Genomic DNA, 15,620 nt, shown 5'->3' with positions numbered 1-15,620 from the left:
ATAATCTCTCTATTTCAAAACTATTGCACAATTGTGATAAGGGTGTTAATATGTGTGTGGGGATATACAATTACATACATAATTCAGAAGTGGAGAGATTTTTTATGGAAAAAACATTTCTAATGGTAAAACCAGACGGTGTACAACGTGCTTTCATTGGGGAAATTGTAGCTCGTTTTGAGAAAAAGGGCTTTCAATTAGTTGGTGCAAAATTAATGCAAGTCACTCCAGAAATTGCTGGACAACACTACGGTGAGCATAAAGAAAAACCTTTCTTTGGTGAATTAGTAGACTTTATTACATCAGGACCTGTATTCGCAATGGTATGGCAAGGTGAAGGTGTAGTAGATACAGCTCGTAACATGATGGGTAAAACAAGACCACATGAAGCAGCTCCTGGAACAATTCGTGGAGATTTCGGTGTAACTGTTGCAAAAAACATTATTCATGGTTCGGATTCGTTAGAAAGTGCAGAGCGCGAGATTGCTATTTTCTTTAAGGAAGAAGAATTAGTTGACTACTCAAAATTAATGAATGAATGGATTTACTAATTATTTTGAAATAATTTGTAAACGCTTTAATCACTGTGATAATAGTAGAAAGTGCAAGGAGAATAGGGGTATTCTTCTTGCACTTTTTTTTGTTTCAATTAGTTACGAAGTTAGAGCTGTTATGATATATTGATATGTAAAGTAAAAGGCCTATCGGAGAATAAACGAATGGCTGATTAATTATATAATTTCTTTCATATTTTTAGAGTAAGGAAAGATAATAGCATTGCTTAATATAGCGAGATAAATACATATACGAAAAGAGGAATAACGTATGCGATATATTACAGCTGGTGAATCTCATGGTCCACAACTTACGACGATTATAGAAGGTGTTCCGGCGGGATTGCCTTTAGTAGCGGATGATATAAATGAAGAGTTAGCTAGAAGGCAAAAGGGGTATGGGCGTGGTAGACGCATGCAAATTGAAACAGATCAAGTGCAAATTGTAAGTGGTGTTAGACATGGAGAGACATTAGGTTCTCCAATTGCACTTGTTGTTGAAAATCGTGATTTTGCACATTGGACAAAAATTATGGGCGCAGAGCCTTTAACGGAACAAGAAGAAAAAGAAATGAAAAGGAAAGTAACAAAACCAAGACCGGGACATGCTGATTTAAATGGTGCGATTAAATATGGTCATAGAGACATGAGAAATGTACTTGAGCGTTCTTCAGCACGCGAAACGACCGTGCGTGTTGCTGCTGGTGCGATTGCTAAAAAAGTGTTAGCAGAAATCGGTATTACAGTGGCGGGCCATGTAATTGAAATTGGTGGTGTTGAGGCTAAGGAAGTTACGTATAGTTCAATTGAAGAATTAAAAAATATTACAGAAGCATCACCTGTACGTTGCTTAAATGAAGAAGCAGGTAACCAAATGATGAAAGCAATTGATGATGCGAAAGCAAATGGTGATTCAATTGGTGGAATCGTTGAAGTGATTGTGGAAGGAATGCCAATTGGGATCGGTAGCTATGTGCATTATGATCGAAAACTGGATGCAAAATTAGCAGCCGCAATTATGAGCATTAATGCTTTTAAAGGCGTCGAGATTGGAATTGGTTTTGAAGCAGCGCATAGACCGGGAAGTGAAGTTCATGATGAAATTTTGTGGAATGAGGAACATGGATATACACGAAGAACAAATAATGCAGGTGGATTAGAAGGCGGTATGACGACTGGAATGCCAATTGTTGTGCGAGGTGTGATGAAACCGATACCTACACTATATAAACCTCTTCAAAGTGTAGATATTGATACGAAAGAGCCTTTTACAGCGAGCATTGAACGTTCAGATAGTTGTGCTGTGCCAGCAGCTAGTGTCGTTGCAGAAGCGGTTGTAGCTTGGGAATTAGCGACAGCTTTAATAGAACAATTCGGATTAGATCGTATGGACCTTATTCGTGAAAATATTGAGAAACATAATGAATATGCGAGGGGATTTTAATGGGAAACATACATATTCAAACGAAATCAAAAGAATATGATGTACATGTAGGAAAAGAATCGTTGTCACATTTGACAACAATCGTTCAAAACATGCAGCCATCTGTATCAAACATTATGATTATTTCAGATGAAGCTGTTGCATCTTTCCATTTACAGACAGTTGTAGATGCATTGCAAATAGAGCAAAAAGTATTTTCATTCGTTGTACCGAGTGGCGAAAAAGAGAAGTCTTTTGAAAACTTCTATGCAGCTCATACGTCAGCTCTTGAAAATAAATTAGATAGAAATTCTTTAATTATTGCACTTGGAGGCGGGATGATTGGAGATTTAGCTGGCTTTGTTGCTGCGTCGTTTATGCGTGGAATCCGCTTTGTTCAAGTTCCAACAACTTTATTAGCTCATGATAGCGCAGTAGGTGGGAAAGTAGCGATTAATCATCCGTTAGGTAAAAATATGATAGGGGCATTCCATCAACCAGAAGCAGTTGTATATCATACGCCGTTTTTACAGTCTCTTCCTGAAAAAGAATGGCGTTCAGGTTATGCAGAAGTGATAAAGCATGCTCTTATTGGTGATGTAAAGCTGTATCATTGGCTAAAAGAAGAAGTGCAAACATTAGCAGACCTTCGTGATGAAAAGTTAATCCATATATTAACGAAGGCGATTCCTGTAAAGGCAAATATTGTAGCGCAAGATGAAACAGAAAAAGGTGTACGTGCTCATTTGAACTTTGGACATACGTTAGGCCATGCGCTTGAAAAAGAGCTAGGATATGGAAATATTACTCACGGTGACGGAGTAGCGGTTGGCATGCTATTTGCTTTGTTTTTAAGTGAGCAAGTGTACAAGGTTGACCTTTCCTATGGAGAGATGAAGCAGTGGTTCTTAAAGTACGGCTATCCAAAAATGCCAAGTGATTTGAATGTAGAGCGCCTCGTCCAGTTGATGAAACAAGATAAGAAAGCAAATGCTGGAGCAATTCATATGGTGCTAATGCAGGAATATGGGGTAGTGAATGTCGTATCTATTCCAGATGAGACTGTTCATATTGCGTTAGAGGCATTTCAAAAGGATATGGCTTAAGAAGTGTGAAGTGCTTGTTTTGAGGCATTCTCGTAATAGTGGCGGTTAAGATAAACGATGCTGGTGCGGGATTACAACCGCATTGTAATCGAATTGAATAAAATGACTGGGGGAAGAAAAATGAGAGTGAAAGAGCAATTGTTAACTTTGAGAGCATATGTACCTGGGAAAAACATTGAAGAAGTAAAACGGGAATATGGATTGTCAAAAATTGTGAAATTAGCATCGAATGAAAATCCATTCGGTTGTTCAGCACGCGTAACAGAAGCATTAACTTCTTTAGCGAGTCAATACGCTCTTTATCCAGATGGATATGCTTTTGAACTACGGGTACAAGTGGCAAAACATTTAGGTGTTAAAGCAGAACAACTGTTATTTGGTAGTGGATTAGATGAAGTCATTCAAATGATTAGCCGTGCATTACTACAAGAAGGAACAAATGTTGTAATGGCGAATCCAACATTCTCGCAATACCATCACCATGCTGTTATTGAAGGAGCAGAAGTTCGTGAAGTACCACTAAAAGATGGCGTTCATGATTTAGATGCGATGTTACAGCAAGTAGATGATAAAACGAAGATTGTATGGATTTGTAACCCGAATAATCCGACAGGTACATATGTAGAGAAACAAAACTTACTTTCATTTTTAGAATCAGTTCCTAAGTCAGCGCTCATTATTATGGACGAAGCATACTATGAATATGCGGGAGCAGAAGACTATCCACAAACATTACCACTTGTTGAAAAATATGAAAATCTTATGGTTTTACGTACGTTTTCAAAAGCATATGGTTTAGCTGCTTTCCGTATCGGGTATGCGGTTGGTAATGCGAAGTTAATCGGGCAGCTAGAAGTAGCAAGGTTACCATTTAATACATCGACTGTAGCGCAGGCTGTAGCACTCGCTGCATTAGAAGATCAAGTATTTTTACAAGAATGTGTGAAAAAGAACGAAGAAGGATTAAATCAATATTACGCATTTTGTAAGGAATATAATGTATTCTATTATCCATCTCAAACAAATTTCATTTTCTTAAAGCTCGGTATTCCTGGTAATGAGGCTTTCGAACGATTAATGAAGAAAGGCTACATTGTTCGTTCTGGTGCTGCATTTGGTATACATGATGGTATTCGTATTACTGTCGGTTTGAAAGAAGAAAATGATGAAATTATAGAATTATTGACAGAGCTTGTAAAAGAGCAAGTAAAGAAAGAAGAAACATATTCTTAAGAAATTGTGAAGGCTCCTATTATAGGGGCCTTTTTTATCGCATTAAAAATAAAAGTTGAAGACTGGTAATTAAGTTGTTCTGTAAACCACGGTTTGTATGGCTCGATAATTAGTGAGAGAAGTTATTTGCACGGTCATAAAAGAAAACGGTACAATAGAAAGTAGTAATGCGGTATCGGTGTCATATTCGAATCGTTATCAGTGAAAGTACAAGAAGAAGTATGCTCATTCTAAAGGTTGCGTTCTTACACCTAGTTGCTTATGATAAAGTGAAACTTTAATCAGTGGGATGTTTATCCCCTACTGATTATTAGCCCGCACCAATCGGGGTAAATGACCAGAAAATAATATTTGTTAGAATTAAAGGAGACGTTTATGCAAAAATTTGAACAAGCTGTTTCACATATTGAAAATGGTGAAGCGGAAAAAGGATTACAATTATTAAAAGAACAATTAAAAATTGCGAATGATGAAGAGAAGTATGATATCGCTCGCTATTATCATACACTTGGATTTACGGATGAAGCGTTAGCAATTACAGAAGATTTGCGTTTATTGTACCCAGAAGAAAGTGAATTCACTGTATTTTTAGCAGAATTATATATTGATCTAGACAAAGAAGATGAAGCAATTGAAGTGCTTCATGATATTCCTGAAAATGATGATTTATATGTTCAATCGTTATTACTTGTTGCGGATTTATTCCAAATGCAAGGTTTCGATGATGTAGCAGAACAAAAACTATTAAAGGCGAAAGAAATGATGCCTGACGAGCCTGTTATTACGTTTGGATTAGCAGAGTTATATAGTAGTAAAGGGGAAGAACAAAAGGCAATCACTTATTATGAGGCGCTATTAGCGGAACATAAAGTAATGGGTGGTGTTGTCATTGCACTTCGCCTCGCAGAAACGTTAAGTGCGATTGGAAATTGGGAAGAAGCGATTTCTTATTATGAAGCAGGTTTAGAGGAACAAAAAGATATCCACTCATTATTTGGATATGCCTTCACATTATATCAAGGTGAAGAATACCAAAGAGCAATTGGTGCTTGGCAAGAATTAAAAGAATTAGATCCGGAGTATGCATCGCTTTACATGTATTTAGCGAAAAGCTATGAAAAAGAAGGAATGCTTCAAGAAAGCTATGAAACACTTCAAGAAGGAATTAAAGTAGATGAGCTTTCTGTACCATTTTATGTAGAATTAGCGAACATTGCGGCGAAATTAGGAAAAATAGCGGAAGCAGAGGAAGTGCTTCAAAAAGCGCTTGAGTTAGATCCAGGACATTTAGGTGCGATATTAAAATATGCGTATATCCTAAAAGAACAAGAAAAGTATGAAGAGTTAATTGCAGTTGTAGAGCGTGCGATTGATAGCGGAGAACCAGATACACAACTACTTTGGGATCTTGCATTTGCAAAAAAACAATTAGAAATGTATTCGGATGCATTAAAACACTATGAAAGTGCATATACTTCTTTTAAGAATCATCCAGACTTCTTGGAAGAGTACGGTTATTTCTTATTGGAAGAAGGTATGCGCAAAGAGGCGAAAGAAGTATTTACTCAGTTAATACAACTAGACCCGACACAAATTCATATTGAAGAATTGTTATATAATTTAGAGGATTTTTCATAAGTTGGAAGGAAACTGAATACCGCTTCTTGAATCTAAAAAGAAAAGAGAAAGACAGAGGAGGGACTTAATTGCTATGAATACCCCTGTTTCTGTAAACGAGAAGAAGGATTTTGTAAAATGGTTTTTGAACAATTACCAACTGAAACAGCGTGAATGTGTATGGATTTTGAATTATTTAATGAGTCACGACCAATTGATGCATAAAGTCCACTTCGTAGAGCATGCAAAATATTGTCCGCGTGGCTTAGTGATGTCCGCGAATTGTGTAAAAGATACACCGTTTCACTTTTTTAAACAAAATGTTATGACAACAGATGCTGAAAAATCGTTTCATGATATTCGTTTAAATCGAGATGAGGATATTTATATTCAACTCAATTTTAAATCATCGTTTCAAAATGCCAATTATGTAGCTGTATTAGAAGAAAACCCGTATTTACCGAAACATATTGAAGTAAATGAAAAAGATCGTTTACTTGCAGAAAGATTTTTAGAAGAAAGTGTATTTTCTTTTAGAAGAGAACGCCTTTTGAAACAAATTGATGAAGCGCTGGATAAGCAAGATCAGGAAGCGTTTCATAGGTTAACAGCTGAGTTAAAGATGTTATAGAATTCATTTGGATTCATAAAATTTTACAAATTTCAGACTTTTTAAGAAAAACTACCTATATTAAGGTAGTTTTTCTTTTTTTACCTCTTTTAGTATGGTTTAATATATATAAAGTGAAAGTTCTGTCATTTGTAGGTGAGGGGAGGGAAGAAATTTGAAATGGATTGTAAAAGATGTGGAACAGTTTGAGCAAGCAAGAGAGTATGTAGATACAGGTGTTATACCACTTTTATCAATTTCGGCAGCAAAAGAAATGAAAATGGTAGTAGAACAAGGGGAATTTATTGAATTGTTGAGTATGGAGTTGGAAAGGGAATATAAGGGAAGAGTGCTTTTACTACCATCATTTACGTATTTGGTAGAAAGTCAAAAAAATGAAAAAGGTCGTTTGCAAGAATGGACAAATCATTTACAAGAGCAAGGTTTTAAGCATATTGCTTATGTTACTAGTGATTTTTCATGGAAAGAAGATATGCAAGAATTGCAGGGAGATTTATTTTGGTTTCCTTCATTAGCGTTAGAACAATTTAGTGATCAAGCGAAAAGAGAAGTTATTCATGCGCATATAAAAAATATAATGGTGATGTTAGAAGAAAAATGGGGAAAAGAATAATAAACAGAAAGTTCTTATTATTATGAGTAGTATGATATTGACCTGTGCATGAGCGTATTATATCATGATAGTGTCCTAGTTTTTATTTTTTATATAATTTATCACGAGGGGACAATTTCTGATAGAGGGGGGAAATTTTCGTGAGCGAGAAAGAACATCGTGTATCAAGAAGACAGTTTTTAAATTACACCCTTACCGGGGTAGGAGGCTTTATGGCAGCGGGTATTTTAATGCCGATGACGCGATTTGCGCTTGATCCGGTGTTAAGAAAAGAAGCGGGAACGGATATGGTTGCTGTTGCGCAAGTAAAGGATATTACAACAGAGCCGAAACGTTTCGACTTTAAGGTGAAGCAGGTTGATGGTTGGTACAAGTCCGAAGAGCCAAAATCAGCTTGGGTTCATAAAGATGAAAGCGGAGACATTGTTGCGTTCTCTCCAGTATGTAAACATTTAGGATGTACAGTGAACTGGAATTCGGACAAAGCACATCCGAATCAATTCTTTTGTCCATGTCACGGGGGCCGTTACACAAAAGACGGGATGAACATTAAAGGCACGCCGCCCCTTGCTCCACTTGATGTATACGAATCTAAAGTGAAAGATGGAACGTTGTATTTAGGAAAAGCGAAGCCAAGAGGGGGTGCAAAGTAGATGCTAAATAAAATTTATGATTGGGTAGATGAAAGGCTAGATATTACACCAATATGGCGTGATATCGCTGATCATGAAGTACCTGAACATGTAAACCCGGCACATCACTTTTCTGCATTCGTTTATTGCTTTGGAGGACTGACCTTTTTCGTTACCGTAATTCAAATTTTATCTGGAATGTTTTTGACGATGTATTATGTGCCTGATATTAAAAATGCTTGGGAATCGGTTTATTATTTACAAAATGAAGTTGCATACGGACAAATTGTTCGTGGTATGCACCACTGGGGTGCTAGTCTCGTCATTGTAATGATGTTTTTACATACACTTAGAGTTTTCTTCCAGGGTGCGTATAAAAAGCCTCGTGAGCTAAACTGGATTGTTGGTGTTCTTATTTTCTTTGTTATGTTAGGTCTTGGATTTACTGGATATTTATTACCGTGGGATATGAAAGCTTTATTTGCTACGAAAGTAGGGATTCAAATTGCAGAGCAAACGCCGCTCATTGGTCCTTATATTAAAACATTACTCGCTGGTCATTCCGAAATTGTTGGCGCTCAAACATTAACTCGCTTCTTTGCTATTCACGTCTTCTTCTTACCAGCAGCACTTCTAGGTTTAATGGCCTTCCACTTCATCATGATTCGCAAACAAGGTATTTCCGGTCCACTATAAGAGATTGCTAAATTAAAGGGGAAAGAACTAAAGGAGGGAGATTATGCATCGCGGCAAAGGGATGAAGTTTGTAGGAGATTCTCGGGTACCGGTAGCTCGGAAACCAAATATTCCAAAAGACTATTCTGAATACCCAGGAAAAACAGAAGCATTTTGGCCGAATTTCTTGTTAAAAGAATGGATGGTTGGTGCAGTTTTTTTAATCGGTTATTTATGTTTAACAGTGGCGCATCCGTCGCCACTTGAGAGAATGGCGGATCCAACTGATGCCGGATATATACCACTTCCAGATTGGTATTTTTTATTCTTGTATCAGTTGTTAAAGTATTCTTATGCTTCTGGCTCATTTACTGTAATTGGAGCGTTTATAATGCCAGGGATTGCATTTGGCGCATTACTATTAGCTCCATTTCTTGATCGAGGACCAGAAAGACGCCCGTTAAAGCGTCCTGTAGCAACTGGATTTATGCTTTTAGCAATTGCATCGATTATCTTTTTAACTTGGGAATCTGTAGCACACCACGACTGGGAAGCTGCAAAAAAACAAGGAGCAATTGTAAAAACAGCACCAGTTGATAAAAATGATGACGGTTATAAATTAATGCAAAAAAATACTTGTTTAACATGTCACGGTGACAATTTACAGGGCGGGGCAGCAGCGCCTGCACTGCAAAACTTAACTTTAAAGCCAGAAGAAATTGCTAAAATTGCGAAAGAAGGAAAAGGTTCAATGCCTAAAGGCGTATTTAAAGGTACGGATGAGGAATTGAAGAAGCTTTCGGAATTCGTTGCAAAGTATAATAAAAAATAATAAAAAGCTGACTACAAAAATTTGTAGTCAGCTTTTTATTTTGATGAAAGAAAGTTTACTATATAATAGAGTAGTGTTTGAGAAAAGAATGACTTTGTTTGAAAGGTGTTGGACATACAGCTTGGTTTACTTGTATGCAATGTTAAGGCAACGCTCCGTATTATTATTTTTATTAGTTGTTAACATATTAGGTACAATATACGGATTTATATGGTATGGAAATCAATTAAAAGAAACTTCACCTATATTTTGGCCGTTTGTACCGGATAGCCCGATGGCGAGTCTCTTTTTTGTCTTTGTTTTAATTGCTTTTTTAATAAAGAGAAATTGGGGATTAATAGAGGCATTAGCGATTGTTACTTTAATAAAATATGGTATATGGGCTGTTGTTGTAAATGGGGTTTTGATCTATGTAAAAGGTCCTATTGGTGTTGTGGGATATATGTTAATGCTTTCACATTTTGCGATGACAGTACAAGGATTGTTATATGCACCGTTTTACCGTATAAAAAAATGGCATTTTGCGGTAGCGGCTATATGGACATTACATAATGATGCAATTGATTATTTATTTTGGCAAATGCCGAGATATGGAATTATGCATTTGTTTGTAGAAGAAATTGGTTATTTTACGTTCTGGCTAAGCATCGCTACACTATGTATTACATATTATTCTTGCTTGCGTGAGAACCGAAAACAGTTTTCTTTATGATAGTTAAAACATGTAGGGGGAGAAAATGAAGAAAAATAAGAGTGGTACAAAAATATGGGATCGATTGGTTACAATAGTTGTTTCATACAGCATAGCATTTTCTGTATTTGCACTCGCAACAACGGCGGTTGTATACGGAAAATGGCTGTATTATTTTGAAATTGATTTTTTAAACATTCCAGATTTAGCGGATATGACGAAGGGTGATATTAAAAGAAATTATGATGTGCTTATCACATATTTATCGCCGTTTTATGATGGTGCATTACAGTTGCCAACATTAGATATGTCTACAAATGGCCGTATTCATTTTGTAGATGTTAAAAATATTTTAGTCAAGATTCAATATGTAATGTATGCAACAATTATGATTGCAATGATAGGCGGCATTTATTTATTAAAAAAGAAAAATGAAAAGTTTTTACTGCACGGATCGATTTTAACAATTATCTTTCCAATCGCGCTGATGCTACCAATCGCTATTAATTTTGAAAAGAGTTTTGTATTATTCCATAAACTGTTATTCAGTAATGATTATTGGATGTTTGATATTGAAACGGATCCGATTATATTAATGCTACCAGAAGAATTCTTTATGCATGCTGCGTGTGCTATTTTATTATTTATTTTATGCGGTAGCATAATTTGTTACAGCTTGTATAGATATTTTGTAAAAAAGAAAAGGATTTCAAAGGAAAAATTCTCTGTTTAAAGAGAATTTTTTTGTTTGTAAAACGATAATATATTTTTCGGTCCAGTTCTGTTCTATTCTTGTCCAAATTAACATATTTTGTACTAGTAGTTATAGGGGGGACCGTGATGAAGAGAACATTAATTGGATTGATAGCATTTCTAATTATAATGTTTCCGTTACGTATATACGCTGAAGAGTGGAGTGAACTAACCGGATTGTTAGATGACTCATTACAATTAGTGAAGCGTAATGAAGATGAAAAAGCAGTACAAGTATTACAACATTTCTCGGAGCAGTTTGTCATAAAGGGTAATGAAAAGAAGCAAGAAGTAACGCCAGATCAAGTTAGAGTTATTTCTTTGGCATATGACAAGGCAAAACAATCTCTCGCAGAAGAAGATTTAGGTAAACAAGTTAAAATTGATAATGTGTTAGCCCTACAGCTCGCGGTTGATGCGCAAGTGTCGAAATATCAACCACTTTGGATGGAAAGAGAAAAAAAAGTAATGGGTGCCTTTTCTCAAATGGAAAAAGCGATGAAAAAAGAAGATACGGGACAGTTTCAACAAACGTTAAACACATTTTTGCATGAATTTAATATTATTTATCCAAGCTTAATGATTGCTTTGCCAGAAAACGAAGTGCAGCGTGTAAATGCCCATTTATCTTATTTGGATGAATTTCGTAACGTTATGTTAAAAACAAAAGGTGGGCAAATGCAATTAGGGATCATTAAAGGGGATTTGCAAAAAATATTTCACACAGTAAAAAAAGATGAAATTGCACCCTCTCTCATTTGGTTTATGACAATTACTGGAGGTCTTATTTTATTCACATTAACTTATGTTGGGTGGAGAAAGTATAAAGGAGAGAGAGAAAAAAGGAAAAGTAATGTACACTCTAAGAATAGATAATGCAATAAATAAAGATATGGATTGTAAGGTTTATTCATTGACAATGATGTCAGAAGAAAATAGAATGAGAAGTACTATAATTAAAACTTCAATGGAGGTTCAGAGGTTCATGATGTTTTATTTAATTTACTTCGCGATCATAATGATCATACCGTTGTATGCACAGTCAAAAGTACGTAGTGCCTATAGCAAGTATTCACAAGTTTATTCAACATCAGGTATGACAGGAGCGGAAGTGGCTCGAAAAATTTTAGATGAGAATGGATTATACAACGTAGCTGTAGAAGAAACACCAGGTCATTTATCAGACCATTATGATCCAACTGCCAAAACAGTTCGATTATCAACAGACAACTATTACGGTCATTCAGTTGCTGGTACAGCAGTTGCAGCACACGAAGTAGGACACGCAATTCAAGATGCAAAAGATTATAACTTTATGCGTATTCGTCATTCGTTAGTGCCAGTTGCAAACTTTGGATCGAATATTTCTTGGGTATTTATTATGATTGGTGCCTTTGCATCTATGTCTAACTTATTGTTATTAGGTATTATCTTAATGGCAGCAGGTGTTGTGTTCCAACTCGTTACATTACCAGTTGAGTTTGATGCCTCAAAGCGTGCAATGCAACAAATTGAAGCGTTAGGTATCGTATCAACAGATGAATATGGGCAAGCTCGTAAAGTATTAAATGCGGCAGCATTAACATATGTAGCAGCTGCAGCTGTAGCGGTATTTGAATTATTACGTCTCGTATTAATGTATACTGGTATGCAGCGTAGCGACGACTAAAGACTATCATTTGATAGTCTTTTTTTGTTTTGTGGATTGGATTATATAATGTATTGTAAATAGAAATAATAGAAGTAATGCGGAAAGGTGGTGAGGGAAATGAAATATCCAAGCCATTTAGTAAAACAAGTGAGAGAACAAAGTGCCTCTTATCAGCTAGAAGGCTTTTTAAGTGGACAAGGTCCTGAAAATCCAAAATTTATGTTGCTAGGAGAAGCGCCTGGTGAAACAGAAATTCATAATGGGATTCCATTTAGCGGGAGAGCGGGAAAACAGTTAATGGAGTTTTTAGAACGGATTCACGTTACAAGGGAGGAAGTATATATTACGAGCACAGTTCGGAGTAGACCTTATAAGTGGCGAGAGAAAAAAGAACGAAATGGTGAAATCATACAGAAAAAGTATAATAGAACGCCAAATCAAGGAGAAATACTTGCCCATGCACCTTTGTTAGATTATGAATTAGAGAAAATAAACCCGAAGCTTATCGTTACGCTTGGAAATATCGGCCTTCAACGTTTAACAGGAAAAAATACAAAAATCACAGATGTGCACGGACAATTATTAAAACAGCCTATTCAAAAATTAAAGGACATGCAAAGTGCAGAGTTTATATGGTCAGGGAAAGACTATCATATTTTCCCGACTTTTCATCCTGCTTCCATTTTTTATAATAGGAGTTTGTTGGAGCTAATTTATGAGGATTTAGAGAAACTTAAAAAATATGTAATAAAAAACTAGAAAAGCTAGAGAGCTTTTCTAGTTGCATTTATGTATGTAACGGATTTTTATTTTCATCTAATGTAAAACCTTCACCAACTACATCATGTACATCACTTACAGCAACAAAGGCATGAGGATCTACAGAAGTAATAATATTTTTTAATTTCACTATTTCATTTTTAGCAACAACGCAATATAATACGTTCCGTTCCACTTTTGTATACGATCCAACAGCTTTTAAAAAAGTAGCTCCACGTTCCATCTCAGATAAAATTTTGGCAGCAATTTCATCATTTTTATCTGAGATAATAGTTGCTCCTTTCGCCGCATAGGCTCCTTCTTGCATAAAATCAATGACTTTCGCCCCGATAAAAACAGCAACTAACGTATACATGCCTTCGTGGTATGATAAATAGGTAAGAATAGAGACGATAATGACGATTGCATCAAACATAAACATCGTTTTCCCCATACTCCAGCCAACATATTTATGAGCGAGTCTCGCGATAATATCTACACCGCCAGTAGTCCCGCCATATTTAAATATGATTCCAAGACCGATACCAATAAATGCCCCTGCAAATAAAGCCGCGAGTGTCATATCATTTTGTAAGTTTAAATGTAAGTTGAGAACTTCGTAACGTTGAAAAATCCATAGAAACAAAGATACGCTGAAGGTGCCGATTAGTGTATAGATAAATGTCGTTCTTCCAAGTAACTTCCAACCAATAAAAAATATAGGGATATTTAATATTAAGTTTGAATAAGAAGGATCAAACTTAAATAGAAAATACAATAATAGTGTAATACCGGTAAATCCACCTTCTGCAAGGTGATTTTCAATATTGATATTCACAATACCGAAAGAAAAAATAGCGGAACCGATTAAAATGAAAATGATATTTCGAATCTTCAAATTTGATGTCATATAGAAATCCCCCTAATTATGTAGATTGCATTGCTCCGCTGAAACGGTAAAACATAATAATAAGTAATTTCTAGTTGTTAGTAAAAATAGTGAAGGTTACAAAAATCCGATTGGTTCGGGCTGATCTTTTGCAAAAATCGCAAAAGAAAGTTTCACTTTACCCCGTTCCAACGGCTGGTAGGAGATAAAGCTCTGAAGAGAGACAAACCAGCCGTAGGAACCCGATTGGTTCAACTAATATTTTGCGAAAAGCGTGCAAAAGAAGTTTCACTTTATTATAGTCTATCCAAAAAAGGGTCGCAAATGGGTGTTTGGCGGGGAATAATATTTGTCAAATCGCGATGAATTGGCTAACATGAAAGAGGAAGGATTAGAGGTGAATTGTATGGAAGCGAAAACGATGAAGGATATGCAGAAAGAAGTAGATGCATATATTGGTCAGTTTAAAGAAGGTTATTTCAGTCCACTTGCAATGATGGCTCGTTTAACGGAAGAAATGGGGGAGCTTGCAAGAGAGGTAAATCATTATTATGGTGAGAAGCCGAAGAAAACAACTGAAAAAGAACGTAGTATAGAAGAAGAGCTTGGAGATGTATTATTTGTTATGATTTGTATGGCAAATAGTTTAAATATTGATTTAGAAACAGCACATAACATTGTAATGAATAAATTTAATACACGTGATAAAGATCGCTGGACACGTATTGATGAGGGAGAGAAAGAATAATGAAAGAAATTAAAGTAATTATCGCTGGACCAAGAGGACGTATGGGACATGAGGCAGTCCTTCTTATGGAAAGAACGGAACATTTTAATTTAGTAGCAGCAGTGGATTATAAGCATGGTGGAGAGAAAATTTCTGATTTACCGGGCATGCCAGCGTTACAAGCGCCAATTTACGCAGATTTACATACTTGTTTAGAGGAAGTAGAAGCAGATGTGTTGTTAGATTTAACAACGCCAGAAGTTGGGAAACAACACGTTACACTAGCAGTTGAGCGTGGACTTCGTTCTGTTATTGGTACAACTGGATTTACAGAAGAAGAACTAAAACAATTAACAGAGAATGCGAAAGAAAAAGCAGTAGGAACAATTATCGCTCCAAACTTTGCAATTGGTGCAGTTCTTATGATGAAATTCTCACAAATGGCAGCGAAGTACTTCCAAGATGTTGAAGTAATTGAATTGCATCATGATCAAAAATTAGATGCACCATCTGGTACAGCTGTAAAAACAGTAGAATTAATTCGTCAAAACCGTGAATCAAAGCAGCAAGGTCATCCAAATGAAGTAGAGCAACTAGAAGGTGCTCGTGGTGCAAATGTAGACGGCATTCACATTCATAGTGTACGTTTACCAGGACTTATTGCACACCAAGAAGTAATGTTTGGTGGAGATGGACAAATGTTAACGGTCCGTCATGATTCATTCAATCGTGCATCATTTATGTCGGGTGTAAAACTATCAATTGATACAGTAATGAATCTAGATCATCTTGTGTACGGTTTAGAAAATATTATCGACTAAAGGGGAAACAACG

General features: G+C 36.0%; 18 protein-coding genes. 17 read left to right on the top strand and 1 reads right to left on the bottom strand.

Annotated elements, in window-relative coordinates; translation table 11 throughout:
* Window positions 1–104: 104 nt before the first annotated feature.
* The 15 genes from ndk to KVT31_RS08545 all read left to right on the top strand — a co-directional run bounded on the left by ndk (window position 105) and on the right by KVT31_RS08545 (window position 13,170).
* Window positions 105–551 carry a nucleoside-diphosphate kinase gene (gene ndk, locus KVT31_RS08615; RefSeq protein ID WP_000415890.1) on the top strand — a complete coding sequence of 149 codons (447 nt, stop codon included), beginning with the start codon at window positions 105–107 and terminating at the stop codon, window positions 549–551.
* 274 nt (window positions 552–825) lie between these two features.
* On the top strand, window positions 826–1,998 hold the full coding sequence (aroC, locus tag KVT31_RS08610) for a chorismate synthase (RefSeq protein WP_088095780.1): 1,173 nt from the start codon (window positions 826–828) through the stop codon (window positions 1,996–1,998).
* Window positions 1,998–3,083 (top strand): 3-dehydroquinate synthase, encoded by a 1,086-nt coding sequence (aroB, locus tag KVT31_RS08605; protein ID WP_088095781.1) that lies wholly within the window; start codon window positions 1,998–2,000, stop codon window positions 3,081–3,083. Before aroC ends, aroB begins: the two co-directional genes overlap by 1 nt.
* A gap of 120 nt (window positions 3,084–3,203) precedes the next feature.
* Window positions 3,204–4,316, top strand: a complete 1,113-nt coding sequence (gene hisC, locus KVT31_RS08600) for a histidinol-phosphate transaminase (RefSeq protein WP_088095782.1) — start codon at window positions 3,204–3,206, stop codon at window positions 4,314–4,316.
* A gap of 375 nt (window positions 4,317–4,691) precedes the next feature.
* Complete coding sequence (locus KVT31_RS08595) at window positions 4,692–5,954, top strand: tetratricopeptide repeat protein (RefSeq protein WP_088095783.1); 1,263 nt, start codon at window positions 4,692–4,694, stop codon at window positions 5,952–5,954.
* Between the two features lie 73 nt (window positions 5,955–6,027).
* Window positions 6,028–6,564 carry a ReoY family proteolytic degradation factor gene (locus KVT31_RS08590; RefSeq protein ID WP_001095929.1) on the top strand — a complete coding sequence of 179 codons (537 nt, stop codon included), beginning with the start codon at window positions 6,028–6,030 and terminating at the stop codon, window positions 6,562–6,564.
* A gap of 154 nt (window positions 6,565–6,718) precedes the next feature.
* The gene (locus KVT31_RS08585; protein WP_088095784.1) at window positions 6,719–7,177 is read left to right on the top strand and encodes a YpiF family protein; all 459 of its coding nucleotides are present in this window, start codon (window positions 6,719–6,721) and stop codon (window positions 7,175–7,177) included.
* A gap of 140 nt (window positions 7,178–7,317) precedes the next feature.
* Window positions 7,318–7,830, top strand: coding sequence for a menaquinol-cytochrome c reductase iron-sulfur subunit (qcrA, locus tag KVT31_RS08580; RefSeq protein ID WP_001290420.1), 513 nt, complete (start codon window positions 7,318–7,320; stop codon window positions 7,828–7,830).
* On the top strand, window positions 7,831–8,505 hold the full coding sequence (gene qcrB, locus KVT31_RS08575) for a menaquinol-cytochrome c reductase cytochrome b subunit (RefSeq protein WP_000932700.1): 675 nt from the start codon (window positions 7,831–7,833) through the stop codon (window positions 8,503–8,505).
* Between the two features lie 43 nt (window positions 8,506–8,548).
* Window positions 8,549–9,316 (top strand): menaquinol-cytochrome c reductase cytochrome b/c subunit, encoded by a 768-nt coding sequence (gene qcrC, locus KVT31_RS08570; protein WP_000554603.1) that lies wholly within the window; start codon window positions 8,549–8,551, stop codon window positions 9,314–9,316.
* 121 nt (window positions 9,317–9,437) lie between these two features.
* A complete protein-coding gene (gene lhaT / locus KVT31_RS08565) occupies window positions 9,438–10,028 on the top strand; it encodes a lipoprotein heptaprenylglyceryl N-acetyltransferase LhaT (protein ID WP_098343594.1) in 591 nt (196 codons plus the stop codon).
* Between the two features lie 25 nt (window positions 10,029–10,053).
* Window positions 10,054–10,740 carry a lipoprotein intramolecular transacylase Lit gene (gene lit / locus KVT31_RS08560; protein WP_088095786.1) on the top strand — a complete coding sequence of 229 codons (687 nt, stop codon included), beginning with the start codon at window positions 10,054–10,056 and terminating at the stop codon, window positions 10,738–10,740.
* A 107-nt stretch (window positions 10,741–10,847) separates the two neighbouring features.
* Window positions 10,848–11,636 (top strand): sporulation protein YpjB, encoded by a 789-nt coding sequence (gene ypjB / locus KVT31_RS08555; RefSeq protein WP_088095787.1) that lies wholly within the window; start codon window positions 10,848–10,850, stop codon window positions 11,634–11,636.
* Window positions 11,637–11,748: 112 nt separating this feature from the next.
* Complete coding sequence (locus KVT31_RS08550) at window positions 11,749–12,429, top strand: zinc metallopeptidase (protein ID WP_002096760.1); 681 nt, start codon at window positions 11,749–11,751, stop codon at window positions 12,427–12,429.
* A gap of 99 nt (window positions 12,430–12,528) precedes the next feature.
* Window positions 12,529–13,170: a uracil-DNA glycosylase gene (locus KVT31_RS08545; RefSeq protein ID WP_088095788.1), complete on the top strand. Its 642-nt coding sequence runs from the start codon at window positions 12,529–12,531 to the stop codon at window positions 13,168–13,170.
* A gap of 28 nt (window positions 13,171–13,198) precedes the next feature.
* On the opposite strand, the gene KVT31_RS08540 is transcribed toward KVT31_RS08545, so the two are convergent.
* The gene (locus KVT31_RS08540; protein WP_088095789.1) at window positions 13,199–14,080 is read right to left on the bottom strand and encodes a YitT family protein; all 882 of its coding nucleotides are present in this window, start codon (window positions 14,078–14,080) and stop codon (window positions 13,199–13,201) included.
* 385 nt (window positions 14,081–14,465) lie between these two features.
* Between KVT31_RS08540 and KVT31_RS08535 the strand changes: the two genes are divergently transcribed.
* Window positions 14,466–14,807: a nucleotide pyrophosphohydrolase gene (locus KVT31_RS08535; RefSeq protein ID WP_002108639.1), complete on the top strand. Its 342-nt coding sequence runs from the start codon at window positions 14,466–14,468 to the stop codon at window positions 14,805–14,807.
* Window positions 14,807–15,607, top strand: coding sequence for a dihydrodipicolinate reductase (gene dapB / locus KVT31_RS08530; RefSeq protein WP_000658814.1), 801 nt, complete (start codon window positions 14,807–14,809; stop codon window positions 15,605–15,607). Before KVT31_RS08535 ends, dapB begins: the two co-directional genes overlap by 1 nt.
* The last annotated feature ends 13 nt before the right edge of the window (window positions 15,608–15,620 follow it).

The sequence above is a fragment of the Bacillus sp. GbtcB14 genome (genome assembly GCF_019091205.1).
GTDB classification, from domain to species: Bacteria; Bacillota; Bacilli; order Bacillales; family Bacillaceae_G; genus Bacillus_A; species Bacillus_A cereus_AG.
This window is presented reverse-complemented; position numbering and strand designations above follow the sequence as displayed.

Excerpts from the sequence above, each read along its gene's own strand:
- dapB (WP_000658814.1), top strand. The coding sequence starts at position 14,807 with ATGAAAGAAATTAAAGTAATTATCGCTGGACCAAGAGGACGTATGGGA.
- KVT31_RS08535 (WP_002108639.1), top strand. The coding sequence starts at position 14,466 with ATGGAAGCGAAAACGATGAAGGATATGCAGAAAGAAGTAGATGCATAT.
- qcrB (WP_000932700.1), top strand. The coding sequence starts at position 7,831 with ATGCTAAATAAAATTTATGATTGGGTAGATGAAAGGCTAGATATTACA.
- hisC (WP_088095782.1), top strand. The coding sequence starts at position 3,204 with ATGAGAGTGAAAGAGCAATTGTTAACTTTGAGAGCATATGTACCTGGG.
- lit (WP_088095786.1), top strand. The coding sequence starts at position 10,054 with ATGAAGAAAAATAAGAGTGGTACAAAAATATGGGATCGATTGGTTACA.
- ypjB (WP_088095787.1), top strand. The coding sequence starts at position 10,848 with ATGAAGAGAACATTAATTGGATTGATAGCATTTCTAATTATAATGTTT.
- KVT31_RS08545 (WP_088095788.1), top strand. The coding sequence starts at position 12,529 with ATGAAATATCCAAGCCATTTAGTAAAACAAGTGAGAGAACAAAGTGCC.
- KVT31_RS08550 (WP_002096760.1), top strand. The coding sequence starts at position 11,749 with ATGTTTTATTTAATTTACTTCGCGATCATAATGATCATACCGTTGTAT.
- aroB (WP_088095781.1), top strand. The coding sequence starts at position 1,998 with ATGGGAAACATACATATTCAAACGAAATCAAAAGAATATGATGTACAT.
- qcrC (WP_000554603.1), top strand. The coding sequence starts at position 8,549 with ATGCATCGCGGCAAAGGGATGAAGTTTGTAGGAGATTCTCGGGTACCG.
- aroC (WP_088095780.1), top strand. The coding sequence starts at position 826 with ATGCGATATATTACAGCTGGTGAATCTCATGGTCCACAACTTACGACG.
- KVT31_RS08590 (WP_001095929.1), top strand. The coding sequence starts at position 6,028 with ATGAATACCCCTGTTTCTGTAAACGAGAAGAAGGATTTTGTAAAATGG.
- KVT31_RS08540 (WP_088095789.1), bottom strand. The coding sequence starts at position 14,080 with ATGACATCAAATTTGAAGATTCGAAATATCATTTTCATTTTAATCGGT.
- KVT31_RS08595 (WP_088095783.1), top strand. The coding sequence starts at position 4,692 with ATGCAAAAATTTGAACAAGCTGTTTCACATATTGAAAATGGTGAAGCG.
- ndk (WP_000415890.1), top strand. The coding sequence starts at position 105 with ATGGAAAAAACATTTCTAATGGTAAAACCAGACGGTGTACAACGTGCT.